This is a genomic window from Tenacibaculum aquaeponti, assembly GCF_052084715.1.
GTDB lineage: Bacteria > Bacteroidota > Bacteroidia > Flavobacteriales > Flavobacteriaceae > Polaribacter.
This window is the reverse complement of the sequence record NZ_CP197288.1, coordinates 1469501-1494047: the sequence shown is the minus strand read 5'-3', so window position 1 is coordinate 1494047 and position 24547 is coordinate 1469501. Positions and strand designations below refer to the sequence as shown.

25 protein-coding genes are annotated in these 24547 nt (G+C 27.7%); 17 read left to right on the top strand and 8 right to left on the bottom strand.

The features are described from left to right. Positions 1 to 62: 62 nt before the first annotated feature. The 7 genes from ACSIGC_RS06475 (at position 63) to ACSIGC_RS06445 (ending at position 6691) form a co-directional block, all read left to right on the top strand. Positions 63 to 539 carry a hypothetical protein gene (locus ACSIGC_RS06475; protein ID WP_442267323.1) on the top strand — a complete coding sequence of 159 codons (477 nt, stop codon included), beginning with the start codon at positions 63 to 65 and terminating at the stop codon, positions 537 to 539. Continuing rightward, positions 532 to 900, top strand: coding sequence for a BlaI/MecI/CopY family transcriptional regulator (locus tag ACSIGC_RS06470; RefSeq protein ID WP_442267322.1), 369 nt, complete (start codon positions 532 to 534; stop codon positions 898 to 900). Before ACSIGC_RS06475 ends, ACSIGC_RS06470 begins: the two co-directional genes overlap by 8 nt. Positions 901 to 902: 2 nt before the next feature. After that, a complete protein-coding gene (locus ACSIGC_RS06465) occupies positions 903 to 2411 on the top strand; it encodes a M56 family metallopeptidase (protein WP_442267321.1) in 1509 nt (502 codons plus the stop codon). Positions 2412 to 2418: 7 nt separating this feature from the next. After that, positions 2419 to 3306: a hypothetical protein gene (locus tag ACSIGC_RS06460; RefSeq protein WP_442267320.1), complete on the top strand. Its 888-nt coding sequence runs from the start codon at positions 2419 to 2421 to the stop codon at positions 3304 to 3306. 34 nt (positions 3307 to 3340) lie between these two features. Further along, positions 3341 to 4594, top strand: coding sequence for a tetratricopeptide repeat protein (locus ACSIGC_RS06455; protein ID WP_442267319.1), 1254 nt, complete (start codon positions 3341 to 3343; stop codon positions 4592 to 4594). 37 nt (positions 4595 to 4631) lie between these two features. Continuing rightward, positions 4632 to 5105, top strand: a complete 474-nt coding sequence (locus ACSIGC_RS06450) for a hypothetical protein (protein ID WP_442267318.1) — start codon at positions 4632 to 4634, stop codon at positions 5103 to 5105. A 110-nt stretch (positions 5106 to 5215) separates the two neighbouring features. Then, on the top strand, positions 5216 to 6691 hold the full coding sequence (locus ACSIGC_RS06445; protein ID WP_442267317.1) for an SH3 domain-containing protein: 1476 nt from the start codon (positions 5216 to 5218) through the stop codon (positions 6689 to 6691). Here ACSIGC_RS06445 and ACSIGC_RS06440 read toward each other — a convergent pair. After that, on the bottom strand, positions 6688 to 7230 hold the full coding sequence (locus ACSIGC_RS06440; protein WP_442267316.1) for a hypothetical protein: 543 nt from the start codon (positions 7228 to 7230) through the stop codon (positions 6688 to 6690). The two genes, ACSIGC_RS06445 and ACSIGC_RS06440, sit on opposite strands and share 4 nt — an antisense overlap. Positions 7231 to 7389: 159 nt before the next feature. Between ACSIGC_RS06440 and ACSIGC_RS06435 the strand changes: the two genes are divergently transcribed. Beyond that, a complete protein-coding gene (locus ACSIGC_RS06435; RefSeq protein ID WP_442267315.1) occupies positions 7390 to 8172 on the top strand; it encodes a hypothetical protein in 783 nt (260 codons plus the stop codon). A gap of 91 nt (positions 8173 to 8263) precedes the next feature. Here ACSIGC_RS06435 and ACSIGC_RS06430 read toward each other — a convergent pair whose 3' ends face one another. After that, positions 8264 to 9463, bottom strand: coding sequence for a hypothetical protein (locus tag ACSIGC_RS06430; RefSeq protein ID WP_442267314.1), 1200 nt, complete (start codon positions 9461 to 9463; stop codon positions 8264 to 8266). A 162-nt stretch (positions 9464 to 9625) separates the two neighbouring features. On the opposite strand from ACSIGC_RS06430, the gene ACSIGC_RS06425 reads away from it, so the two are divergent. Both ACSIGC_RS06425 and ACSIGC_RS06420 read left to right on the top strand, forming a co-directional pair. Then, complete coding sequence (locus ACSIGC_RS06425; RefSeq protein WP_442267313.1) at positions 9626 to 10069, top strand: hypothetical protein; 444 nt, start codon at positions 9626 to 9628, stop codon at positions 10067 to 10069. Positions 10070 to 10558: 489 nt separating this feature from the next. After that, complete coding sequence (locus ACSIGC_RS06420; protein ID WP_442267312.1) at positions 10559 to 11035, top strand: hypothetical protein; 477 nt, start codon at positions 10559 to 10561, stop codon at positions 11033 to 11035. Here ACSIGC_RS06420 and ACSIGC_RS06415 read toward each other — a convergent pair whose 3' ends face one another. From ACSIGC_RS06415 to ACSIGC_RS06400, 4 genes are read right to left on the bottom strand one after another with little or no spacing between them, the layout of a single operon-like run. Further along, a complete protein-coding gene (locus tag ACSIGC_RS06415; RefSeq protein WP_442267311.1) occupies positions 11036 to 11929 on the bottom strand; it encodes an ATP-grasp domain-containing protein in 894 nt (297 codons plus the stop codon). Between the two features lie 15 nt (positions 11930 to 11944). Next, complete coding sequence (locus ACSIGC_RS06410) at positions 11945 to 12682, bottom strand: DUF6882 domain-containing protein (protein WP_442267310.1); 738 nt, start codon at positions 12680 to 12682, stop codon at positions 11945 to 11947. 26 nt (positions 12683 to 12708) lie between these two features. Next, positions 12709 to 13266 carry a Crp/Fnr family transcriptional regulator gene (locus tag ACSIGC_RS06405; RefSeq protein WP_442267309.1) on the bottom strand — a complete coding sequence of 186 codons (558 nt, stop codon included), beginning with the start codon at positions 13264 to 13266 and terminating at the stop codon, positions 12709 to 12711. A gap of 2 nt (positions 13267 to 13268) precedes the next feature. Continuing rightward, positions 13269 to 14780, bottom strand: a complete 1512-nt coding sequence (locus ACSIGC_RS06400) for a GH3 auxin-responsive promoter family protein (RefSeq protein ID WP_442267308.1) — start codon at positions 14778 to 14780, stop codon at positions 13269 to 13271. A 55-nt stretch (positions 14781 to 14835) separates the two neighbouring features. On the opposite strand from ACSIGC_RS06400, the gene ACSIGC_RS06395 reads away from it, so the two are divergent. After that, on the top strand, positions 14836 to 15633 hold the full coding sequence (locus ACSIGC_RS06395; protein ID WP_442267307.1) for a DUF2797 domain-containing protein: 798 nt from the start codon (positions 14836 to 14838) through the stop codon (positions 15631 to 15633). 65 nt (positions 15634 to 15698) lie between these two features. Here the strand turns inward: ACSIGC_RS06395 and ACSIGC_RS06390 are convergent, their stop codons facing one another. After that, entirely contained in the window at positions 15699 to 17819 is a 2121-nt protein-coding gene (locus tag ACSIGC_RS06390) for a carboxy terminal-processing peptidase (protein WP_442267306.1), read from the bottom strand. A gap of 71 nt (positions 17820 to 17890) precedes the next feature. Continuing rightward, positions 17891 to 18340 (bottom strand): hypothetical protein, encoded by a 450-nt coding sequence (locus ACSIGC_RS06385; protein ID WP_442267305.1) that lies wholly within the window; start codon positions 18338 to 18340, stop codon positions 17891 to 17893. 192 nt (positions 18341 to 18532) lie between these two features. On the opposite strand from ACSIGC_RS06385, the gene surE reads away from it, so the two are divergent. The 6 genes from surE (at position 18533) to ACSIGC_RS06355 (ending at position 24511) form a co-directional block, all read left to right on the top strand. After that, the gene (surE, locus tag ACSIGC_RS06380) at positions 18533 to 19303 is read left to right on the top strand and encodes a 5'/3'-nucleotidase SurE (protein ID WP_442267304.1); all 771 of its coding nucleotides are present in this window, start codon (positions 18533 to 18535) and stop codon (positions 19301 to 19303) included. Then, positions 19291 to 19578, top strand: a complete 288-nt coding sequence (locus ACSIGC_RS06375; RefSeq protein WP_442267303.1) for a hypothetical protein — start codon at positions 19291 to 19293, stop codon at positions 19576 to 19578. Before surE ends, ACSIGC_RS06375 begins: the two co-directional genes overlap by 13 nt. A gap of 4 nt (positions 19579 to 19582) precedes the next feature. Further along, positions 19583 to 20692 carry a lipid-A-disaccharide synthase gene (gene lpxB, locus ACSIGC_RS06370; RefSeq protein WP_442267302.1) on the top strand — a complete coding sequence of 370 codons (1110 nt, stop codon included), beginning with the start codon at positions 19583 to 19585 and terminating at the stop codon, positions 20690 to 20692. 37 nt (positions 20693 to 20729) lie between these two features. Continuing rightward, positions 20730 to 21236: a C40 family peptidase gene (locus ACSIGC_RS06365; protein WP_442267301.1), complete on the top strand. Its 507-nt coding sequence runs from the start codon at positions 20730 to 20732 to the stop codon at positions 21234 to 21236. Between the two features lie 61 nt (positions 21237 to 21297). Then, positions 21298 to 22863: a fibronectin type III domain-containing protein gene (locus tag ACSIGC_RS06360; RefSeq protein WP_442267300.1), complete on the top strand. Its 1566-nt coding sequence runs from the start codon at positions 21298 to 21300 to the stop codon at positions 22861 to 22863. Further along, on the top strand, positions 22847 to 24511 hold the full coding sequence (locus ACSIGC_RS06355) for a hypothetical protein (protein ID WP_442267299.1): 1665 nt from the start codon (positions 22847 to 22849) through the stop codon (positions 24509 to 24511). The genes ACSIGC_RS06360 and ACSIGC_RS06355 overlap by 17 nt, the downstream gene beginning before the upstream one ends. The last annotated feature ends 36 nt before the right edge of the window (positions 24512 to 24547 follow it).

Sequence of the window (24547 nt, the reverse complement as noted above, 5' to 3'; positions counted from 1 at the left end):
CTAAAAAATTAGTTTAAACTAATTTTTTAGTTATATTTGTAGGGGTCAAATAAAAAATTGATATGAAGCGAGTTGTGTTTTTATTAAGTGGAATAGTTCTTTTTATTGCTTGTGGTAACGATTTAAACAGAGTGGTAGGAGTACATGATAAAATAAACTTTGAAAAATTTAAAAATCAAGAATTAGATAAATCCTATAAGAATTTATTGAATCCTAATAACACAACTGAAGAAGAATATATAGCTGTAATAAATTCATGGAAAGAGTATCACACAAAAGTGAGTTCAATTTTACAAGAGAATAATTTTTCGTGGGGAATAAAAGATTCGTTGATTACGATATTCAACAAAATTTATTTTAATAAAAAAGGTAAAGTAAATCACATTTTAGTTAATGTAAAAAATGAAAAAATAAGTGATGAAACAAAATCGGCCTATATAACATTACTTAGTAACCATATAAATGAGTTATCAATAAACATAAAAAGAGCAAATCACTTTGCACAATGTGGCAAGATAAAATATAAGAATTATGAGTAAACAATTAACTAAAGCAGAAGAACAAATAATGCAAGTTTTGTGGGAATTAGAAGTTGCTTCTGTTAAAGAAGTTATTGAACAATTAACAGAACCAAAACCAGCTTATAATACGGTTTCTACAATTATAAGAATTTTAGAAACAAAAGAATTTGTAGGCCACAAAGCTAAAGGAAGAGGTTATGTTTATTATCCGCTTGTTAAAAAAGAAGACTATAGTAACCAGAGTATACATAAATTAATGAATGGGTATTTTGGAGGGTCATTTAAGAGTTTAGTTTCATTTTTTATGAAAGAAAATAAAATGGATCTTAAAGAATTAGAGAGTATTTTAAAAGAGGTAGATAAGAATAAAAAACAGTAATCATGCTTACATACATCATTCAAGTAGTTTTATTTCAAGCTTTATTTTTAGTTATATATGATTTTGCTTTTAGTAAAGAAACATTTTTTACTAAAAATCGATGGTATTTAATTGGTACGATGATTTTATCTTTTTTGTTACCATTAATCAAAATAACAACAGTTAAAGAAACTATTACAAAAGAATATTTAATCTTGTTACCAGAAATAATTCTATCGCCAGAGAGTGTAATAGAAAAACAAGAATGGTATCAATCTATCGATTATTTAGATTTTGTTTTTTGGGGAGGATTACTGTTGTTTCTCACTATTTTTTTAATCAAAATAGTACAGCTGATCAACTTAGTTTATAAAAATAATGTTATAAAAAAAGAAGGTTACAGTTTGGTTTTAATACCTAAGACTACAAAAGCATTTTCGTTTTTCAATTTTATATTCTTAGGAGAAAAAATTTCTGATGAAAAAAGAGAAAAAATCATAGCACATGAGTTGGTGCATATCAATCAAAAGCATTCTTTGGATTTACTCTTTTTCGAAATTTTAAAAATCGTAATGTGGTTTAATCCTATAGTAAGAATTTATCAAAAAAGAATCACATTAGTTCATGAGTTTCTGTCAGATGAAATTGTAAGTAAAACTGCAAATCAAGGCAACTATATCAATAATTTATTATCTGAAGTTTTTCAGGTACAAGAGATGTCGTTTGTCAATCAATTTTATAAAAATTCATTAATAAAAAAGAGAATAGTTATGATGACAAAAAGTAGATCAAAACAAAGTAAGCAATTAAAGTATTTAGTTTTAATACCTGTTTTAATAAGTATGTTGTTTTATACTGCTTGTTCAGAAAAAGAAAGTATATCTATTACACCAGTTTTAGAGACTCAGAAAATATTTACAAGTTTAGATAAAGAACCTGTAGAAACAGATCGACTAAGTTATATGGATTTTTATATGGGTGATAAATTACCTAATACAAAAGAATATTCAATAGAAGAATTGATAGAGGAAGAAAAAGAAGAGTTTTTAGCAATGACAGAAAAATTTAAAGATAATAGCACTATAAAACTAAAAATTTTCGAAGGATTAAACCATAGAAAAGTAGTAGCACTTTCACTTTTTATTAAAAAATCAGAATTAGGAAAGTATGAAAGAAAACAAGGAGATTTAGTTCCTATGGCTGAGTTAGATGTTTATCCTACTTTTCCTGGTTGTTCAAATGGGGATAAAGATTGTTTTACAAAAAGTATGATCTCATATGTGAAAGAAAATTTTGATGTTTCACTAGCCGATAATTTAAATTTAAAAAAAGGAAGACAAAGAATTTTTGTGAAATTTAAAATTTCAAAAACTGGTATTATAGAAGATATTAAAGTAAGAGCTCCACATCCAGATTTAAAATCTCATGCAGAACAGTTAGCAAAAAATCTTCCACAAATGAAACCAGGAATGAAAGATAATGAAACTGTAAATGTAGGTTATGTTTTACCAATTACATTTAATATTCAATAAGATGAAATTGGGGAAATTTTTACTGTGTTTTTTATGTAGTTTTTATATTAATTCACAACAAATTCCAGATAGCTTATATGTGCCAAACATAACTAAAGAAAAGAAAAATACAATTGTGTATGTAGATGCAGCTCATAATAATTTTCATACAATAAGTAATCGATTTTATCCTTTTGCTAATGTTTTAAGAAAATCAGGATATAAAGTAGAATCCTTTACAGAGAAGTTTTCTAAAAAGTCATTGGCAAATATCAAATTGTTAGTTATTTCAAATGCATTGCATGAAAATGCAAGAGGTCCGTTTGTAATTCCAACACCAAGCGCTTTTAGCAAAGAGGAAATAAATACGATTAAAGATTGGGTTAAAAAAGGAGGAGCTTTGTTTTTAATTGCAGATCACATGCCTTTTGCTGGAGCAAGTGAAGAATTAGGTAAAACATTCGGGTTTCATTTTTATGATAGTTTCTTATTGGATGAAGATATGAGAGGTATTTTCGATTTTAATAAAGAAAATAAGATGTTAGCAGATCACGATTTAACTAATGGAACAGGGAAATTTAAAAAAGTAAAGTCTATAAGAACTTTTACTGGTCAAGCATTTAAAATTCCAAATAAAGCAATTTCAATTTTAAAAACTACTGAAAAGCAAACTGTTTTTTTACCAGATACAATGTGGAGATTCAATAAAAATACCAAACGTTTTCCGGCAAAAGAACTATCACAAGGAGCTGTTATGAACGTAGGAAAGGGTAGAATTGCTGTTTTTGGAGAAGCCGCAATGTTCACCGCTCAACTTGCAGGAAGAAATCGTTTTAAAGTAGGAATGAATTCACTAGAGGCATCAGAAAATTATAAATTATTGTTGAATTTAATCAGTTGGTTAGCAAAAGAATAATAAGGTGTTTCACATTATAAATTTATTAAAGTACATGAAAAAGAGAGTTTTAATTGTTTTAATTGTTATGCTATTTACAAAAGCTGAAGCACAGACTTCAGCTTTTGAAACAATAGATAATTTAATAGAATTAGGTAGATATAAAATTGCATTACAAAAACTAAAAAGTTTACCATCGTCATTTGAAAAAGAAACTAGAATGGCTAAACTATTTGATGTTTTAGATGATTACAATAAGGCGATATTACATTACAAAAAAGCCTTAGCAATAAAAGAAGATTATAAGATTAAAGTTAAGTTAGGAAAATCGCTTTTAAAGGAAAAAAGAATAAAAGAAGTCGTAACTCTTTATGAGGAAATTTGTGAAAAAGATCCTGAGAATTTGATAGCAAAATATACTTTAGGAAAAAGATACATACAATTAAGAAAGTATGAAAAAGCCAAAACTATTTTCGAAGATTTAATTGAAAAAGATGGTGAAAATCCTAATTATTACTACCAATTGGCATTAACTACGCCCGAGTATAAGAAAATTTTTAAACGAATAGATAATTATTTAATGGCATATAAATTAGATAATTCGCATTTTAAATCAATAGAAAAATTAGCTAAAGGTTTTACAACAATAAAAGATAGAGACTCAGCAATGCTTTTTGTGAACAAAGGATTGAAATTAAGACCCAATCATATCGATTTAAATCGACTTAAAATTAATCGATTATTTGCTAAGAAAAAGTATGATAAAAGTATAGCTTTATTAAATCATATCGATAGTGTTCAACCTAAAGAACGATATACTCATATTATGTTGGGAAGATGTTATTTTAATCTTGAAAATTACGATGAAGCAGAAAAGCATTTCAAATTAGCAAGTAATTTAGATGATGAAGATTTTAAAAGTTCAATTTACCTTGGAGATATTGCCATGATTAAAAAAGATACAAGACAAGCAATGTTTCATTATATAAGTGGTACTAGTAGAGGAAAAAGAAAGAGAGATAGAGCTTATATGGGGTTAGCTAATGTTTTTACAGAAATGAAAATGCCGAAAAAAGTATTAGACGCTTATAAAAATGCTGTGAATGAAAATCACAAAAATTATAAAGCACTTTTTGGGTTAGCCAAACAATCTGATTTGTATTATAAAGACAAAAAGATAGGCTATAAACTCTACAAAAGATATCAAGAAAGATTTGCAGGAAAAGATACGATCGCAGATAATTATATAAAAAGTAGATTAAAAGAGATAAAAAAAGAGTATTTCTTAAAAGGAGAAGAAATAGAATAGCTATTTTTTCCTATTTTCACTCTAAAATTCTTAACGAGTGATTTTTAGAACCATTATTTTTTTTGCGATCATGTTGTGTTGTATTTCTTGTGAATACATATCTGGTGGTAAAAAAAATGATGGTGTTTTAAACGATACTATTGTCGATTTTTCTACCGTTGATGTTTCTCCGGCTTTTAAAGAATGTGAAAGACTTTTAGATAGTGATAAAACAAACTGTTTTCGAGCTAATATCAGACAAAAGTTTACCAAAGCATTACAATCATTTAATATATCTACTCACGATGAAATAAATGAAACGATTACTGTCGTTTTGGTGATTGGAAATACAGGTAAGATGGAAATCAGTGATATTTATATTTCAGAAGTTATCGAAGAAAAATTACCTGAATTACCTCAAATATTAGATTCTATAATAACTCAAATGCCAAATTTACTTCCAGCAACAAAACGAGGAATTCCTGTTACTACTCAGTACGAATTACCTATAGAAATTAAAACAAAAGAATAAAATGCTTTTTTTTGAGTTATAACTACAAAAATTGATGTAAAGAAAGCAGATATACATTTTTTAAAAGAATTTGTAGTCAGTTCAATTACATTTGAATTAAAATTATACTGATGAAATTATTTTGGAAAACTACATTAGTGATCATTTTCATGATTTTAGCTGTAAGCTGTAAAACTAAAGAAGCTAATGCTAATGTGAATTTAAGTCTTAATACAGATATTACAACTAAACTTAAAGAGAGAGTAAATAAAGAAATTGAAAAAGAATTCGATTCAAAATTTTTATCTAGAGGTGAATTAGTCATTAAAAAAAAGGAAGTATTAATTTTCGATTTCAATGAAGATGATCTATTAGATGGTGTTGCGTTTCTAAGTTTTTTTAGTGCAACAGATAATTCTTTTAAGAGATCTATTATCATGTATTATAAAAATGATGGAAAACAACTTATTTTAAAAGATAAAATAAAGAAAGATTACTGTGTGTTTCCAGAAAAAAATGCAATAAAAAATATTCAATTTGAAGCAACCCCAAAAATATATGCAAGTCAAGTTAAACCTAATGAATTAGGTATAATTGATGAGTCTTTAAAACAAGAAAGTATTATTTCTTTAACTAATGAGAAATTAATTTACGGTGAAGTTATAAGTTCAGATCATTATGATGTTAATAATTCTCATAAAGTAGAGCAAGAAAGTTATTATAAATATACTTCAGCAGAAAGCGGACTTATATATAGAGATAAACCAGATGGAAAAGTATTAGGAAAGTTTCCTTACGGAAAAGAAGTTCATGTGATTGGAAAAACAGGGTTGAAAAAGACAATTTATGATCAAGGAAAAGAAGTAGAAGGTGAATGGGTTGAAGTTGCATTGGATGAATATTCTGAAAAGAAAGCTTTTGTATTTGATGGTTATTTAAAAGAAATACATGAATTAGATCGACAAAAATTGATAAAAGTTGCACCAGTTGTATTCGAAAAGAATCGAAAAAAAGGGTTAATCCTTCCTGGAACATACAAGGTTTTTAATCAAAAATTAAAACATACAAGCGATATTACTTTAGATGGTATAAGTGAAGTTTATGTGATTAAAAAAACAAAATATAAACGTCCTTTACAGTCGAATCAAAAGTATTGTGAATGGGCAAATTATGTAGAGGTCATTTTAGCAAGAGAACATTTTATTTTATTTGGCGAAAATATCATCTCAATATCTTCAACTGAAGAAATTGAACTTTCCGAGAATAAAAAAGTTGCTTTAGTATTGGGTGAAAATTACACAATTGGAGCTTCAGACGAAGATGGACTTACAAGCTGTGATGATTATAGTAATGTTTTTTTAAAAACTGGAAATAGGTACGAAGTACTGTATCATAAACCTGAAAAAGTAGGGGATAAGTTGGTTGCAAAAGTATTTGTTCATGATGAAGGTATGGGTGAACGAATATCTGAAATCAAAGTAGAAGACAATACTATTCTTTTGCATATAGCGCAAGGTTTCCAAGAAGGAACAGGTTCTTATAAAATGAAAATTTTCAAACAAGATAAATGGTACTGTACAGAAACCGATCATAAAAGAGAATATTAATAAGGAAAATAGATTGTACTTAAAGCAATAAGTAACATAAAAGGTCCAAAAAAGAAAAGCAAAGCGATAGTTAACCAAATTATCAGCTTTGTTTTACTGAAATTTGATGGATTATTTTTCAAAAGCAATTCGTTTACTTCATCAAGAGATAAATTCATAATACTTTCTTTAGAGATATTTTGATCAATCAAGCCATGATATTTTAATCCTTTTTTATAGCCTTTAATAACTTCTTTTGGATGGATTAAAAAACTAAACCCCATTGCCCAAATACTCATAATTCCAATAGGAAAGTGTTTCCACATTCCAGTAGCAATTTCCCAGCCAGCAATATAAGCTTCACCTTTCCATGTCGTATCACAATCAAATAAAACATGTTGAATATCGTGTATATAAATAACTTTTTTTCTAAAATCTGAATTAGGTAATTTTAAAGAGAAATATTTGAATTGAAGTGAGAAAAAATCTTCATTTTCACCACCTTTTTCTGCTAAATTATTTTCAGTATAAAATCGATCTAATTTTTGAGCAACTGTCATAGTTATGAAACTTTTAATGTCGTGTTTATAAACTATAGTAAAGTTATATATCGTAAATGAAGAACATCTTGACAATTATCAAGAAATTAATTTAAAGTTATGATGTGTCAAAACAATTTAATGTATTAGTTTTGAGCTCAATTAACTCAAATTTAAATTATGAAAAGAATTGCTTATTTACTATTAATTGCCTTAACTCTAATGTTTTTAACGAGTTGTGAAGTTGAATGGGAAACAAAATTCAATAAAGATGGAGGTGGAAAATATAGTATGATTATGGATATGTCTGCTATGATAGAAATGACAGCTGGAATGCAGAGTAACAAAAAAAAGAAGGAAAATGAATTAAAAGATACTGTTATCGACTTTTCTAAAATTTTGTTAGAGAAAAAGGATAGTATAGCAAAACTTCCTGCAGATGAACAGAAGAAATTAAAAGAATTAGAAGATTTAAAAATTACTATTGATGCAGATACAGCGATTAATAAAGCTATTGTTAGAATCGATTATGATTTTGATGATTTAGAAGATTTAAAATCTGTTGGAAAAAAAATGAGATTAGCAGACCTTGATAAGTTTGTTAAAATGGGAAGCAAAGGAAAAGCGAAGAAAGAAAAGGAAGATGAGGTAGAAGAAAAAGAAGATGAAAAATTTCCAGCAATTACTGATATGCTAAATATTGAGTATTCGGATAAAAAATTCGTTTCTAAATTATCTGAAGAGGCTTCAAAAGAGATAAAGAAAAATTCTGGTGATGATAATCCTTTTGCAAGTTTAATAAAGTTTAAGGTTAGGTATATTTTCCCTCATAAAATAAAGAGTGTAAGTAACGAAGACGTTAGAATTTTATCAAGTTTTAAAGGAATAGAATTTAATGTAAGTGTTGCAGATTTAAGTGAAAATCCAGATTACTTAAATGTCGAGGTAGAGTTCGAAAAGTAATACAACTATAAAACCAAAATATTGAAAGACCTGTGATGTTATAAAATTTCACAGGTCTTTTTATGTTCCAATAAATATTGTTCAAGTTATTTTAGCGATTCTTATTTAGCTGATCTCTTTGTGTTTTGCATTCTATAATTTTTTTAATCGCATTATCATTATTCGGATTTAAGCTTAACGATTTCGCGTAATTTTTTATGGAATTATTCCAATCTTTTTTATCAAAATAAGCTTCTCCTAAGCTATCATAAAGATCAAAGTCATTAGGCATTAATGAAATCCCATAGTTAAAAATTTTAATAGCTGTTTCTGGATCTTTTTTGTCTTTTAACCATTCATACCCTATAACGTTTATTCCCCAATTTAATCCCTTGTTTTTTAATTCTTCTTCAGAATACTGTTCAGGATTCATTTTTTCTTGAAGGAATAAAACAGGATTTTTAGCATCATTATATTTGGTATAATGTTTATAAGCTATCGATTCTTTATTCTTCTTAAATAAGTCAATCATCATTGTTTTATGATTTCCTTTTTTTAATTCCTTTTTCAAATCTATTTCTACATATTCACTAAAATCAGTGTATAAATAAACTCTAATTTTAAGTGAAGTTAAATCATAAATTGTCGAAAACTGTGTGGCAGTAACTTCCGAACTTTCAGTTTTCATATGATTCATAACCTGACTACAATAATCTAAATTGGCTTTAGCTTCTGTTGTTTTTAAAAATTCTAAACCTTTCTGAAACCTAGGAATATCAACTTCTTCAACAGACTTTATTTGAGAGTAGTAAAAGTTTGAAAATGATTTTTCTTCATCATCTCCTATAATTAATAATTCGCCTTCAACAATTAAATATGTTCCAGATTGATCTACAAAAACTAACATACTGCTAGAAAGAAAGCTTAAATCGATAGTTTCTAAGTATTCTTTAACTTCTTCAACATTGGCCATAGTTTGCATGATATTTCTAATGGCTTTAACAATTGATAGTTTAGTTTTTCCTTCGGTATTTGTAATAGGTAATTCTGAATTTGCAAAGCCATCAAATACTAAACCAGCTTCATTTATAGCGCCTTGAGCAAAATTATTGATTCTACCCATGTACATTACGCCAAACTTTTTATCTCCAGCGTTCTCAAACCAAAACTGATTATTCGGACTTAGAAAATCTTCGTTATTACCAACAAATGTTTTTCCGTTTTTAGTTATTTTATACATACTACATGTATGTCCAATACTGGGATATAATAAAACACTAATTAGTAGAGTAAGAATGAATTTATTTTTCATTTGGTAGTCTTTGATATAAAGACTACGCTTTTTTTTAGTTGTTACTCTTTTTCAAATACTGAGATTAAATTTTATAAAAAGTACGGGCACCCCACACCAAAAGTGTGGTTTACCCGTACTATATTTTAAGCTGATAATTATATTTTTATTTCAAAACTGTCTATGAAGAAGAATGCCATTTTGTTATTTATTTTTTTAAAGTCGATAATAATATTTTCGCAAGAGGAAAAGGAGAGTGTTTTTCTTTTTTTTGATAAAAATGATAAAAAAAAGTGTGCCATAGAAGGAGAATCTACCTATAAAAATCCTAAAGGAAAATATTTAGCAAACAAATTTGAAAAGAAGAAAGAAAAAAAGAGAATACTTTTTAATATCTGTGATGAGAGATTTTCTTTTAATAGAAATTCAAAAATAGACACATGTGATATCAAAAACTTGAATGAGCTAAATATTAAAAGTTTAGAATACATAAAAAACAAGTACAACAAAGGAAGAGAATTTAAACATCATGTATTTGAAAAGATAAATATTGTAGAGAAAATTTCTGATACGAAAATAGTTAAATATTATGATGTTTATTGGATTGGAGCTTGGGTAGAAGATTAGCAAATTTTAAGTTAACTAGAGGTATTATTTAGGATGATATAATTAAAGTATGAGACAGTTTTTTTGTTTTTTGTATTAATAAGTTAATATAAGTTTAGCACAAACCAAGTATATCTTATTTGAAGGTAATTCCAAAGAGTATTTTGTAAAAGAAGTAGGTAATGGAAAAACAGCAAGCGAACTAAAATTCAGAAAAGAAGTGAAAAGTAAAAATGAGATACATTTTTATATTAAAAAGGCAACTGTTTATTTTTAAAGGAGAAGAGAAAGGTTTAAGTATGTTAAATAAAGAAGATTTTAGTAAAATTAAATTTGATAATTTTTAAGAGCTTAAAGAAAAGGTTGATTATAATAATCTATTATATCCTTATAAAGTATTTTCTGATATTGAACTTGTAGAGAATGAAAACTTTTTGATAAAAAATACAAAGTGAAATGGAAGTATTATATAGAATAACAAATAATATTTTCGATAAAGAATGTAATTAGATGGGTAAAAATATTTTCATAATACTGGTTTGTATTTTATTAAGTTGTTGTAAATCCTCTTTCGATTACAAAGAAGCAGATAAAAATACATTATTTGTACTTTTTGAAGAATCTGTGGAAACAACTAAATCATATTCGTTGTTAAAAAATGAAAAGAAAGAAGTGTTTAAAAACCCTTTGTTTAATTATTCATTCAGAAATACTAAAATAAAAGACTTTACTTTAAACTGTCCTGCGTTTTTTTCATTTGATGATATGTTTAACAATACTAATAAAAGCAAGGTTTTTACCATACATAAAAGTTTTTTGAGAAATAATTTTATTATTGATAGAGACTATATTAATACTTTTGGTTTAGACAAGGTATTTGACATGTTAGCAAAAAGTTGCACAATTTTTGTAATAGATAAATCAGAAATTAAAGACAACAAAATAACTTTAAGGGAAGCTAAATTAATTTATCCTGTTGAAGAATAATTACGTTTTAAAGTTCATTTTTAAAGCAGAATAAAACTCTTTTTTATTTGCATTCTCTGGTAAACCTGCTACTTGTCCGTCACCCAATTCCATGATAATCCATTCACCAGTTTTCTTTTGTGCTATATCCATAGTAAAAAAATTACTTTTAATCTTTAGAGCTAATTTTTTAAATTCATTAAAATCAATTTCTGAAGTTCCATAATCGCCTTCATCCCAATAATTAAAAACTTGAATCATCTTTTTATTTCCGAAGAAAATTCGAAACTCTTTTGTTAAAGGCATTCCACTTTTAGAATGTTCAGTTAAAAACTCTAATTCTTTAAAAGCTCTAAATACGATACCTTCATTCAAAGTATTTCCTCGCAGTTTTATAAAATTATGTACAATAGTTTTAACGTTGTTTGAATCGGAAGCATTAGGAATAAAACAAGCATCTTCCCAATGATGTTTTTCAGATTTTACATAATCTTTTACAATAATTGGTGATTTATCAAAATCTTGTGCTAGTTTTAAAATAGATACATCAGTGAGATCTGTCGTCCAATTAGATTTTGGAGTTTTCGTTTTTATAATGTCATATGAATTCGGAAGGTAATGACAATGTTTATAAGATTCTGGATCATTAATAAGTTTTATATTTTTCTTTAAAAGTCCTTCATACAGATTTTCATATTGTTGTGGAGTTATCATCCAACCTCTGTAGAAAGCTGTTTCTATTTTCTCTTGGTTTGGAACGAATTTTAACGCTGTATTTAATTCATTTTCTACTAAAGCCTCATAGCTAATTAAAGAAAAATTAAAGCCTAAATCTACAGCTATATTTTTCTCTTCTTCATAATCTGGTTCTATAGTTTTAGAATCGAAAACAGCATCACAAAATATAATTCTCATAACTGTAAATTCAATTTATAGTTCTGCTTGTAGATTTTTTAATCTTGATAGATCATCAAAACTTGCAATAATTTTTTTTCCATTTCTAGAAGCTATAATTGTATTGTTTTCTGATGAAATATCTAACTTTCTACTTTCCATATAGCTAATGAAACTAGCTTTATGATCTAATTCTATAGCTCCAATAAGTTGAGGAAAAGTAGTTGGTATTTTTTCTAATTGATCAAATTCAATTTTAGGTATTGTCTCAGAGTTTATAGCAATAACCATTGTTCCTTGTCCGTAATTCGCACAGAAATAGGCGTCAGCATTTAAAAGACCGACAGCAATCATTCCCATTTTGTGTTCAAAACCTTCTTCAACATAAAAATGACCATCGGTAAATTCTTCTATTTGATGCTTTTCTCCGAAGCTTTTTAATTCATTAGCTTTTACTAATAAATTTTCTGGAATTCCACTTTTAGTATTAGCCCAGCCCCACATCCAAGAATAATCATTAAAAGAAAGTGAACCAATTACTTGAATAGGAAAGCTAAGTTCACCAAAAAATAATTTACCTTCATTTAAGTTGATGTTCCAAGAAGAACCACCAGTAATTTCATTAAAAATAATTTGCTTTTCGAAAGATAAACCAGCATTCTCATGAAGTAAATCAGTAAAACTTATACCATTTTTTTTATGTGTATTTTCAGTTTCTAGTTTTGGAGTTTCAGTTGTTTCTTTTTTACCGAATAATTTTTTAAATAATCCCATGATGTTACGTTAATACAGTTTCATAATTATTTCCCTCTAATTCTACTAAAAGTTTCTGGAGTCATGCCTAAAAAAGAAGCCAAATGTTTGGCCGGAACTCTATTAAATAGTTCTGGTTTTTTGGCAAATAAATCGTCATGTCTTTCTTGAGAAGTATGTAATAATAAACTATCTAAACGTTCTGCAAGATTTATGTATAGTTTTTCTAAAAACAAGCGACCTAAATGCTCTAACTTATGACTTTTAGCGGAAAGTTCTTCTAAATCTTCTCTGGCCACCATAAAGCAAGAAATGTCTTCAATCGCTTCAATGTTGTATTTGCTTTTTTTACGTTGAATAAAACTATCTATCGCAGTGATACTTTCTTGTTCAGAAGCAATATGAACAGTAATGTCTTTTCCGTCTCTAAAATAAAATACACGACCAATTCCTGATATCAGAATGTAAAAGTGCTTACAAATACTATTTGCAGGATGAATTAACTCCCCTTTTTTAAACTCTTTATAAACTGCAATTTTCTGTAAAGCATCAGTGATTTCTCCGTGTTGTAATAAGAATTCAGCATTTTTAAGAAACTCTTCCATAGTTATAGCAATTCATTTAATTCTTCTATAAAATCACGTTTATTAGATAATCTAGGAACTTTATGTTGTCCACCTAACTTACCTTTTGTTTTTAGCCAATCGTAAAACAAACCTGTACGAGCTTGGTGAACTTTAGGCATATTCAAAGTCATGTTATTGTATCGTTTTGCTTCGTAATCTGAATTACAATTTTTTAAAGCATTGTCTAGAATTTCAGTAAAAAAATGTAAATCTTGAGGTTGTTTTTCAAACTCAATAATCCATTCGTGTCCTCCATTTTTATTTCCATTCATGTAAATAGGAGCAACGGTGTAATCTTTTATGCTTGAATTTGTTTTTTCACATGCTGATTTTAATGCTTCTTCTGCGTTTTCAATAATTAATTCTTCTCCAAAAACATTAATATGATGTTTGGTTCTACCTGTGATTTTAATTCGATAAGGATCAGTAGAGGTAAATTTAACTGTATCACCAATTAAATACCTCCAAAGTCCGCCATTTGTAGTAATTACAACAGCATAGTTTACATCTTTTTTAACGTCTGAAAGAGGAATAGCTTTTGAATTTTCATCGTCATATTCACTCATAGGAATGAACTCATAAAAAATTCCATAATCTAACATTAACAAAAGTTCATCAGAATTATTTCGATCTTGAATAGCAAAGAAGCCTTCAGAAGCATTGTAAGTTTCGTAATATCGAAAACTTTTTTTAGGAATTAATTTTTTGAATTGCTCTCGGTATGGATTGAAGTTTACACCACCGTGAAAATAAACTTCTAGGTTAGGCCAAACTTCTAAAATATTATCTTTCCCCGTTTTTTCTAAAACTTTATTTAACAATACTAACATCCAAGAAGGAACTCCAGCTAAACTTGTAATGTTCTCTTGTATAGTTTCATCGATAATTGCTTCCATTTTAGTTTCCCATTCACTCATTAAAGCAACTTCTTGCTTAGGAGCAGAACTATAATCAGCCCAAAACGGCATATTCTCAATAATTATAGCAGATAAATCACCAAAATAAGTATCGTTATCTTCATAAATAGCAGAGCTTCCACCTAATCTAAGCCCTTTTCCTGTGAATAATTGTGTTTCTTCATTGTTATTAATATACAGGCCCAACATGTCTTTTCCAGCATTGAAATGACATTCTTCTAAGGCTTCATTACTAACAGGAATAAACTTACTTTTAGCATTAGTTGTACCGCTCGATTTGGCAAACCATTTAATTTTTGTTGGCCAGAATAAATTTTGTTCACCTTTTCTACAACGTTCAATTAAAGGTTCTATAGTTTCATATTTTTGAATAGGAACTGAGTTTACAAAATCTGTATAATTTTTTATTTTAGAAAATTTATGAGTCTTTCCGAACTCAGTGTATTTGGCAATAGTAATTAAATCGAATAATAGTTCTCGCTGAACATCAGTTGGATACTTTATAAAGAGTTCCATTTGATGTTTTCTTTTTTTTAAAAACCAAGTGATAATAGAATTTATAAACTGGAACGGCATTTTTGAGTTCGAATTTGTAAGTTTGTTCTTGGCTAAAAATAGTAAATTTTACAACATGCAATACAAGGGCGTTTTAAAAAAAATGGATACAGAAAACCTAGATAAAGTACAGTATTATTTAGATATGAATTCTGATTTTATAAATGTAAATCAATTACTTAATAAAACTGTTACATTGAAGTTTGAAACGTACGAGTGTTTATCTTGCAGATTAGAAAAACAAATTTATCGTCAAGGATTTTGTAAATCATGTTTTTTTGAAACACCAAATGCCGGAGATTGGATTATGCGACCTGAATTAAGTAAAGCGCATTTAGGAGAAGAAGATAGGGATTTAGAATATGAAAAGAAAGTTCAATTACAACCTCATATTGTGTATTTAGCTAATTCTAGTAATGTAAAAGTAGGAGTGACTAGAAAAACGCAAGTTCCAACACGTTGGATAGATCAAGGTGCGCACGAAGCCATTGAAATTGTTGAAGTACCAAATCGTTATTTAGCAGGTATTACTGAAGTAGCGCTGAAAGAACATGTAGCTGATAAAACGAATTGGCGTAAAATGTTGAAGAATGATATAGAAGATGAAGATTTAATGAAATGGCAAGAACGTTTACGAGCTTTTATTCCAGATGAAGTACAAGAATATTTTATTGAAAATAATAAAGAAACTATAATTAATTTTCCTGTAGAGAAATATCCTGAAAAGCCAAAGAGTTTAAATATTATAAAAGAAGGAAGTTATTCAGGAAAATTGGTAGGGATTAAGGGGCAATATTTTATTTTCGAAGACAATACAGTTTTTAATGTAAGAGCAAATGAAGGGTTGGTAGTAAGTATATCTGTTGCTGTGTAGTTTAAATCTTAAAAAAAGTATTTTAATATAAAAAAAAACCGATCCTTTAAGATCGGTTTTTAATTTTATTTTTTAACTAACTCGTAGTTGTTTTTCATTTTTAATTGACTCAATACGTTTAAAGCTTCATCTAAATAAATATCTTTTTTAAGATTTTTATGCCAAGCTATTCTTTTGTCTTTTAAAACAGTATCTTTTTTAAATAAAGGAATTTCATACTTAGGAGAAGAGAAAGTCAGGTCAGATTTAAATTTAAAAATATCTTTAAATTGCTTGGCTTCTTTTACACGTTCTTCAGACTCTTTTTTGTATGTACTGTAGTTTAAAGAGAATGTGTTGTCATCTTGGTTTTTCTTTAACCATTTAGCGTACTCATTAATTGATATGAATTTGGAATTGCTATTAATTCTTTCTTTACTAGCACTTACAACTTCGCCAAAATTACTATAAGTATCAGTTTTTGTGTAATTAGCCGGTTTTACACTGTCCCAAGGTAAAGCTCCATCTAAATCACGTTCACCAAACTCCATGTAACTATAACGATCAGGCATAGCAATATCAGAATATACTCCTTCTATTTGAGTAGATCCACCATTAATTCTATAGAACTTTTGAATTGTCATTTTTAATGCTCCTAAATCTCCTGGATATTTTTTCACATAATAATTTAGAGGTAGTAAGTTTTGAACAGTTCCTTTGCCATAAGTTTGTTTACCTCCCATAATAACACCACGTCCATAATCTTGCATAGCGGCAGCAAAAATTTCAGAAGCCGAAGCCGACATTTCATTGACCATTACTACTAATGGACCATCCCATTCAACACTACTATCAGTATCATTTTTAATATTAGCTGGTTCACCTCTATATTTAACTTGTACAATAGGTCCTTTTTCTATAAATAAACCACCAATGTCGATTACTGTTTTTAAAGAACCACCACCATTGTTTCTTAAATCGATAATTAATCCGGCTACATTTTCTTTCTTTAAACGTTCAATTTCAAGTTTCATATCACTAGCAGCGTTTCTTTGCTTAGTGTCATTAAAATCAATGTAGAATTTCGGAAGATTAATAATACCATATTTTTTTCCGTTCTTTTCTACAATACTAGATTTAACAAAAGTTTCTTCCAATTCAACAATATCTCTAATTATAGGAATAACTTTTGTAGATCCATCTAACTTTTTCTTTACAGTTAATCGAACTTCTGTTCCTTTTTTTCCTTTTATGAAGGTGATTGCATCATCTAAACGCATTCCTGTAATATCAAGAGGCTCTCCATCTCCTTGAGCTACTTCTAAAATAATATCACCTGGTTCTAAATCTCCTTGTTTCCATGCTGGTCCACCAGAAATTAATTCTACAATTTTAGTGTACATACCTTCGCGTTGTAAACGTGCACCAATACCTTCAAGTTTTCCAGACATATCTTGATCGAATCTAGATTTGATTCTAGGAGACATATATGTTGTATGTGGATCAAAACCACCTACTACGCTATTTAAAAATGTTGAATACCAGTCAGAATTTTCTAATTCCTCAATTCTAAGATATAAATCATCCATATTCTTTAAAACTTCTTTACGAGCTTCTATCTCAAGAGTTTTAAAAGATTTTTTCTTGTAATTTTTATCTTTTTTGATTTTGTCTTTCTGCAAGTCTTCAAGATCATCAATTTTACTAATCACTTGAAGTTTTAATTGTTTGCGCCAATGATCTAATAAACCAGCTTCATCTTTAGCAAAAGGTACCTTATCATAATCAACATCAATATCTTCATTTTTATTGTAGTCGAAAGGTTGCTCAAGTAAAGCCTTGTAAGTTGTTTTAGCAGTTTTAATTTTTTCTAAAAATCGACCGTAAACAAGTTTATAAAAACGAATATCAGATTTTCTTAATTGATCATCTATTTCATATTTATATTGAGAAAATTCTCTTAAATCTTCTTGTGTAAAATAACGTTTACTAGGATCTAAACTAGTAATAAACTCATTATATACATGTTCAGAAAAATTATCATTTAAATCTTTTTGGACATAATGACCTCTAGTAAGTAGGTTTTTTAATACATAAATTATGAGTTTGTCTTTTTCAGGATCGTTCTTTTTAGAAATAGGATTTCCATATGTGGTGCTACTAATTAAAAGTGCAACGAATAATGGGATAAGTACTTTCATCTTCATATATCTTCAGTCGTTTAAATAATTTTAAAATTACTGGTATTTGCTAAGCTACTAAAATAATGCCAATTTTACTAGCTCTTTTTTCTTTTGTATATGCCTTTAAAGGCTTCTTTAATTAATTTGTGATCAGGACTCAAATATTGCCATATTTGAGTAACAGATCCATCATTGTTTTTTTTCCAAATGATTTTGTTATAGTATGGTTGCTTTTTATTTTGAACAATTTCACTCGTTAAAATCATTTCATTATTCTTATAACTTCCATTGGTTTTAAGAACAAAACCTTTATTGTCTATCCATAATTGATGCCACTTTTTATCTGAAATATCATAATAACTATAACTTGTTCCTAATGAGTTTCCATTAGAAGAAGTCCAATTTTCTTGAATAGCACAAGCGTTAGGCATAGATTTTATATGATTTTCTCCAATTAATTTTCCTTCAGAATTAAAAACGTCCCAGTTACCAATCCAAAAATCAAATTGATAGTAAGCTGTATCTGTGCAAGGTTTTGTATTCAAGTTTTGAGCTTTTATACTAAAAAATAGTAATGAGATAAAATACAGAAGTAATAAAAGAATAAACCTTAACATAAAACATAACCACTTAATGTTTTACAAGTTTAGGCATTAATTCGACATAATTATCTTTACGAAATGTTAAAAAGAATAGCTAATTTTTAATGTATATTTGTTATTAATAAATAAAAAACAATGCAAGAGAAACCTTTGATTTTAGTGACTAATGATGATGGAATTACAGCTCCTGGTCTTAGAATGCTTATAGATATAATGAATGAAATTGGTGAAGTGATTGTAGTTGCACCAGATAGTCCACAAAGTGGAATGGGACACGCAATTACAGTAAATAACGTATTGCATTGTAATCCAACTTCAATTGATGATGGTCCACAGATAGAATATAGTTGTTCAGGAACTCCTGCTGATTGTGTTAAAATGGCAAAGAATAAGATATTAAATCGAAAACCAGATTTATGCGTTTCAGGAATTAATCATGGTTCAAATTCATCAATAAGTGTAATTTATTCAGGTACAATGAGTGCAGCTGTCGAAGCTGGTATAGAAGGAATTCCCGCAATTGGTTTTTCATTATTAGATTATAGCTGGCATGCTGATTTTCGTTCATCAAAAGAGTTTATAAAGAAAATAGCACTAAATGTTTTGTTAAATGGTTTACCTGATGGGGTTGTGTTAAATGTTAATATTCCGAAGTTAAAAAAGGATGAAATTAAAGGTATAAAAGTTTGTAGACAAGCAAATGGTTATTGGAAGGAAGATTTTGATAAACGTAAAAGTCCTACAGGTAAAGAATATTATTGGTTGTCTGGTGAGTTTATAAATAACGATAAAGGTCAAGATACTGATATTTGGGCTTTGGAAAATGGGTTTATATCTGTTGTACCAGTTCAATTTGACATGACAGCACATCATGCTATTCAAAAATTACATTCATGGGATTTATAAATAAAGATGTTATAATTGGATTTTTAGTCTCAATTTTCGCTACATTTTGTGGATTCTTCATTTATGTACAATATGTTTCTCGTTTTGGTTTTTCAGAGACTATAGAAATGTTACAACAAGGAGGAGTATTTGGACCAGTGATAGCTTTGGCAGCCTTACCTAACTTGTTCGTTTTTTTTATTTATTTAAAAAAGAAACAAGATTTAAGAGCTAAAGGAGTGTTATTGGCTACAATTTGTACAGCCATATTTACTTTCATATTAAAGTTTATATAGTATTATGAAATATTATATTGTTGCAGGCGAAGCTTCTGGAGATTTACATGGTTCTAATTTAATGAAAGAACTATTTAAAAATGATAAAGAAGCAGATATACGTTTTTGGGGAGGTGATTTAATGAAAGCAGTTGGTGGAGAGTTAGTTGTTCATTATAAAGATAGAGCAATAATGGGCTTTATTGAAGTAATTTTGAATTTAAGAAAGGCACTTGGTTTTATTAAGTTTTGTAAAAAAGATATTAAAGAGTTTCAACCAGATGTTGTCATTTTTATAGATAATTCAGGATTTAATTTGCCAGTAGCTAAATGGGCCAAAGAGAATGGGTACAAAACTAGTTACTATATCTCTCCTCAGGTCTGGGCTAGTAGAGCAGGACGAGTAAAATCAATAAAAAGAGATGTAGATCAAATGTTCGTTATACTTCCTTTTGAAAAAGATTTTTACAAAAAATATAATTACAATGTTGAATTTGTAGGGCATCCTTTAATAGATGGTGTAGCTGGAAGAGAACAGGTTTATGAAGATGATTTTAGAAAAAAATATGATTTAGGAGATAAAGAGATAATAGCCTTATTACCTGGTAGTCGAAAACAAGAAATTACAAAGATGTTAAATACCATGCTACTTATGGTTGATAGGTTTCCAAATTATCAATTTGTTGTAGCTGGGGCTCCAAGTCAATCAAAGGAATTTTATGATTCTTTTTTGAAAGATAAAAAGGTAAAGTTTGTAAATAATAAAACATATGATTTATTAAGTATTTCTTATGCAGCTTTAGTTACTTCTGGCACAGCTACTTTAGAAACTGCTTTGTTTAAAGTTCCACAAGTTGTTTGTTATAAAGGAAGTTGGTTATCATATCAAATAGCAAAGAGAATTATAACTTTAAATTATATTTCTTTAGTGAATTTAATTATGGATAAAGAAGTGGTTAAAGAATTAATTCAAAATGAGTTTAATGAAACTAATTTAGAGCAAGAATTACAATTGTTACTAAATGAAGATAAGAGGAAAACACTCTTTCTAGATTATTTCGAATTAGAAGAGAAGTTAGGAGGAAAAGGTGCATCAAAAAAAGTAGCAACTTCTATCATAGAAAGTCTAATGTAAAAGTACATCAGTGATAAAAAAAATACCCCAAATAATATTGATTTTATTTTTAGTGTATGGATGTTCTTCATCTAAAAACGTTAGTACATCAAAACACTATAAATCTAAAAAAAGAGTAGTTACTAATAAAAGATCAATAAGAGTTAAAGACGTTTCTAAGGTAGTAGATAAAATAATTGCTACAGCATATTCATATAAAGGAACACGTTATAAATATGGAGGAGTAACAAGAAGAGGAATGGATTGTTCAGGTTTAATTATGACTTCATTTAAAAATAATGGTGTCTCATTACCTAGAACATCACAAGATATGTCTAATCAAGGAAAACAAATCTCTTTAAAAGATGTTAGAAAAGGAGATTTGTTATTCTTTAAAACAAACCCAAGAAAACCTCGAAAGATTAGTCATGTAGGTTTAGTAACTTCAATAAAAAACGGGGTAATTTATTTTATACACGCTTCTACAAAAAGAGGAGTAACTGTAAATAATATGTCTCAAAAATATTATAAAAGGAATTTTGCTAAAGCTAAAAGAGTATTGTAAAATTCTTTTTTTACTGTAGTGAACTTTAGAATTAAATATTATTTTTGCCAAAAAAATTAATATGAAATTACTAGAGAAATCAACTTTTCTACTATTAACATTATTTTTAGTAGCTTGTTCTACAGAGAGTACAGTTGTTGAAACTAATTTATCCGATTTTGAAATTACAATTCTTTCTACAACTTCTAATTCTATAGAATTGAAATGGAGCGAATCTTTTCATTCTAAAGGAGAAAATGTTTTTTATTCAGTTTATTTAGATTCAAATTTATTAAAAGAAAAAACACAGGAAAGAAGAATAATTTTAACCGATTTAAATTCCAATAATGAGTATAAGTTAAAAATTGTGGCTTTTGATGAAGAAGAAAATTTTAAAGAGATTACTGAAAAAATTTCGACTTTATCAAATCAAGCACCAAGATCATTTAAAATTGAAAATGCAAATCCTGAAAATATATCAGTAGCGCTTTATTGGCAAAGAGCAACAGACCCAGATAATGATCAAGTTAAATATAATGTTTTTATAAACGATGCTATTGTTTTTCAAAATTTAGAAACTACATATTGTAAAATTGAAAACTTAACACCAAACACTTCTTATGAAGTTAAGGTTGTTGCATTCGATAGTTTAGGGAACGAAACTTATGATGAGTTAACTTTTTCTACAAAAGATGGGGTTTTTAAAGATTCAATAGAATTTAATACACAAGCTTCTTTAGATGCTTTTGGATCAAAAGGATATATTGAAGTTGATGGAAGTTTAACTATCACAGATGGAACTAGTCCTAGTGATCGAATTACAGATCTTACTGCAATAAAAAGTTTAAAAAAGATTCGCGGAAATTTTATAGTTAGGCTAACTAGAGATTTGTTGACTTTAAAAGGTATAGAAATAGAGGAGGTTAGAGGGAGCTTAATTGTAGAAAACAACCACTTCTTTGAATCCATAGAAGGGCTAGAAAAGGTTAAACATATTTACGGAGATTTAATAATCAAAGAAAATGTTAGATTAAAAACCTTTATTCCTTTTGATAATTTAACACAAATAGGTAGAATTCTTACTATAGCTAATAATGGTGTAAAAACTATTGAAGCATTTAAAAATTTAGAAGTTGTTAATCATATTTATATAAGAAATAATTGGTATTTAGAAAGTTTGATAGGATTTCATAAGTTGAAAAAAATGGAAGAATCCTTGAGAATTAACGATAATACAGAACTAAGTTATATTGAAGGTTTTACCAATCTTGAATCTGTAAATAATTTAACACTAAGTGATATTAAGGCTAATGAGCTTTTCAATATGACAAAATTAAAAGTTGTAAAAGGAAGTTTATCTATTTCAAATTTACCAAATATTAAAAATTTAATTGGTTTTAGTGCTTTAGAAGAGATAAGGTATAGTGATTTGTCTATAGGAGGAAATAAAAGTTTAGAAAGTTTAGAAGGCTTAAATAATTTAAAAAGTATAGGGAATAGATTTTCAGTTAGTAATAACGAAAAGTTGAATGATTTTTGTGCTTTAAAGTTAGCACTTCAATCTTATGATGAAAATTACTATACAATAAGAGGAAATATGTTTAACCCAACTATGGAAGAAATTTTAAATAATGATTGCAAAAACTAAATTACTTTCAATCTATACATTAGTATTATTAATATGTATAGGATGTACAAATGAAGAAGAAATAAACTCAAAACCATCAAATTTTACTGTTCAAACAGAGAATATAACTTTAAATTCGGTTAAAGTTTTTTGGACAGAATCAAAAGATAATGATGGGCAAGCAGTTTTTTATGATCTATTTTTAAACGAATCTAAAATTTTTGACAATAAACAAGTTTTAGAATATGTTTTTAATGATTTGGAATACAATAAAAACTATAAAGGAGAAATCATAGCATCTGATCCAGATGGAAATACTGTTTCAAAACAATTTGATTTTACAACGGGAGATAAACCTTTACCTTCTAATTTTAATGTATCAGTAGTAGAAAAAGATGCTTATTTTTCTAAAATAGAATGGACAGCTTCTTCGGATAATTCATCAAATGATGAAATTTTATATGATATTTATTTAGGTAATGAATTATTGGAAGAAAATAGATCAGAACTTTATTTTTATTTCCCTGAATTAAAAGGGTTGCAAGGTTATAGTGGTAAAGTAGTAGCCAAGAATTCACAAGGATTTACAATAACAAGAACTTTTAGTTTTACTACTAATTTAAAGGTTTACGATAATACATTAAGTATTTCTAGTCAATCTGATGTTAATGAATTTATTAAAGGAGGCTATAATATAATTGATGGAAGCCTATTTATAGGAAATAGTTCTGGAATAGCTACTGATATTAAAGATATATCAGGATTCAAATCTGTTAGAGAAATAAAAGGAGAACATATTAGAATTCAGAATACGATATGTGAATCATTAAAAGGATTAGAAAATGCGAAAGCTTCTAGAAGGTTTGTAAGAATAGAAATTACAGATAATGAAGAATTAGAGCATATTAATGAGTTTTTTTCTGTAGACTATGTTACTTACGCATATGTAGCGGGAAATTCAAAAATGAAATCTATTGATGGTTTTAAAAAAATAAAATATTTATCACAATTAAATTTAGTTTTAAACGAATCACTTACATCTTTGAGTGGTTTAAGTAATTTTGAAAGTTTTAACTCTTTAACTATAACAAATAACGAATCGTTAGAGAATTTGAATGGTTTAGAAAACCTTAAAAGTGTCTTTGATGGATTCGGACAATTTACAATAACAGACAACGATAGTTTAGTTAACCTTAATGGTCTTGAGAATTTTAAAGAAGCAAAACTTTTAGTTATAGGAGATAACAAATCATTAGAAGACTTAGAAGCACTTACAGTATCTAATATTAATAATTTAGTAATTAGAAATAACGATAAGATAACAAGTTTGAAAGGATTAGAAACTTTAGAGAAAAATATTTATTTAACGATTAGAGATAACGAGAATCTTGTAAATCTTTCCGGATTAGAAAATATTAGAAATATAAGGGATAGCTACGATCATGAGTTAATTATTATTAATAATAAAAAACTTGAAAATTTAGATGCTTTAGCTAATTTTTGGTTTGTTAAAGGAAGGTTATTGGTAGAGGATAATGCATTGTTAAATGATTTATGCGGAATAACAAAACTAGCAAAAGAAGGTGAAGAATTTGGTTATTTTACAATTATTGATAATTTATTTAATCCTACAAAACAAAACTTAATAAACGGAAACTGCTCACAATAAGATAGAATTAATATTATATCTATAAATTAGTAATTA

Bases quoted from the DNA above. Each gene is read 5' to 3' on its own strand.
- ACSIGC_RS06355 (WP_442267299.1), top strand. From the start codon at position 22,847: ATGATTGCAAAAACTAAATTACTTTCAATCTATACATTAGTATTATTA.
- ACSIGC_RS06470 (WP_442267322.1), top strand. From the start codon at position 532: ATGAGTAAACAATTAACTAAAGCAGAAGAACAAATAATGCAAGTTTTG.
- ACSIGC_RS06475 (WP_442267323.1), top strand. From the start codon at position 63: ATGAAGCGAGTTGTGTTTTTATTAAGTGGAATAGTTCTTTTTATTGCT.
- ACSIGC_RS06455 (WP_442267319.1), top strand. From the start codon at position 3,341: ATGAAAAAGAGAGTTTTAATTGTTTTAATTGTTATGCTATTTACAAAA.
- ACSIGC_RS06410 (WP_442267310.1), bottom strand. From the start codon at position 12,682: ATGGGATTATTTAAAAAATTATTCGGTAAAAAAGAAACAACTGAAACT.
- lpxB (WP_442267302.1), top strand. From the start codon at position 19,583: ATGAAATATTATATTGTTGCAGGCGAAGCTTCTGGAGATTTACATGGT.
- ACSIGC_RS06400 (WP_442267308.1), bottom strand. From the start codon at position 14,780: ATGCCGTTCCAGTTTATAAATTCTATTATCACTTGGTTTTTAAAAAAA.
- ACSIGC_RS06395 (WP_442267307.1), top strand. From the start codon at position 14,836: ATGCAATACAAGGGCGTTTTAAAAAAAATGGATACAGAAAACCTAGAT.
- ACSIGC_RS06430 (WP_442267314.1), bottom strand. From the start codon at position 9,463: ATGAAAAATAAATTCATTCTTACTCTACTAATTAGTGTTTTATTATAT.
- ACSIGC_RS06465 (WP_442267321.1), top strand. From the start codon at position 903: ATGCTTACATACATCATTCAAGTAGTTTTATTTCAAGCTTTATTTTTA.
- ACSIGC_RS06440 (WP_442267316.1), bottom strand. From the start codon at position 7,230: ATGACAGTTGCTCAAAAATTAGATCGATTTTATACTGAAAATAATTTA.
- ACSIGC_RS06390 (WP_442267306.1), bottom strand. From the start codon at position 17,819: ATGAAGATGAAAGTACTTATCCCATTATTCGTTGCACTTTTAATTAGT.
- ACSIGC_RS06405 (WP_442267309.1), bottom strand. From the start codon at position 13,266: ATGGAAGAGTTTCTTAAAAATGCTGAATTCTTATTACAACACGGAGAA.
- ACSIGC_RS06375 (WP_442267303.1), top strand. From the start codon at position 19,291: ATGGGATTTATAAATAAAGATGTTATAATTGGATTTTTAGTCTCAATT.
- ACSIGC_RS06425 (WP_442267313.1), top strand. From the start codon at position 9,626: ATGAAGAAGAATGCCATTTTGTTATTTATTTTTTTAAAGTCGATAATA.
- ACSIGC_RS06360 (WP_442267300.1), top strand. From the start codon at position 21,298: ATGAAATTACTAGAGAAATCAACTTTTCTACTATTAACATTATTTTTA.
- ACSIGC_RS06435 (WP_442267315.1), top strand. From the start codon at position 7,390: ATGAAAAGAATTGCTTATTTACTATTAATTGCCTTAACTCTAATGTTT.
- ACSIGC_RS06445 (WP_442267317.1), top strand. From the start codon at position 5,216: ATGAAATTATTTTGGAAAACTACATTAGTGATCATTTTCATGATTTTA.
- ACSIGC_RS06420 (WP_442267312.1), top strand. From the start codon at position 10,559: ATGGGTAAAAATATTTTCATAATACTGGTTTGTATTTTATTAAGTTGT.
- ACSIGC_RS06415 (WP_442267311.1), bottom strand. From the start codon at position 11,929: ATGAGAATTATATTTTGTGATGCTGTTTTCGATTCTAAAACTATAGAA.
- surE (WP_442267304.1), top strand. From the start codon at position 18,533: ATGCAAGAGAAACCTTTGATTTTAGTGACTAATGATGATGGAATTACA.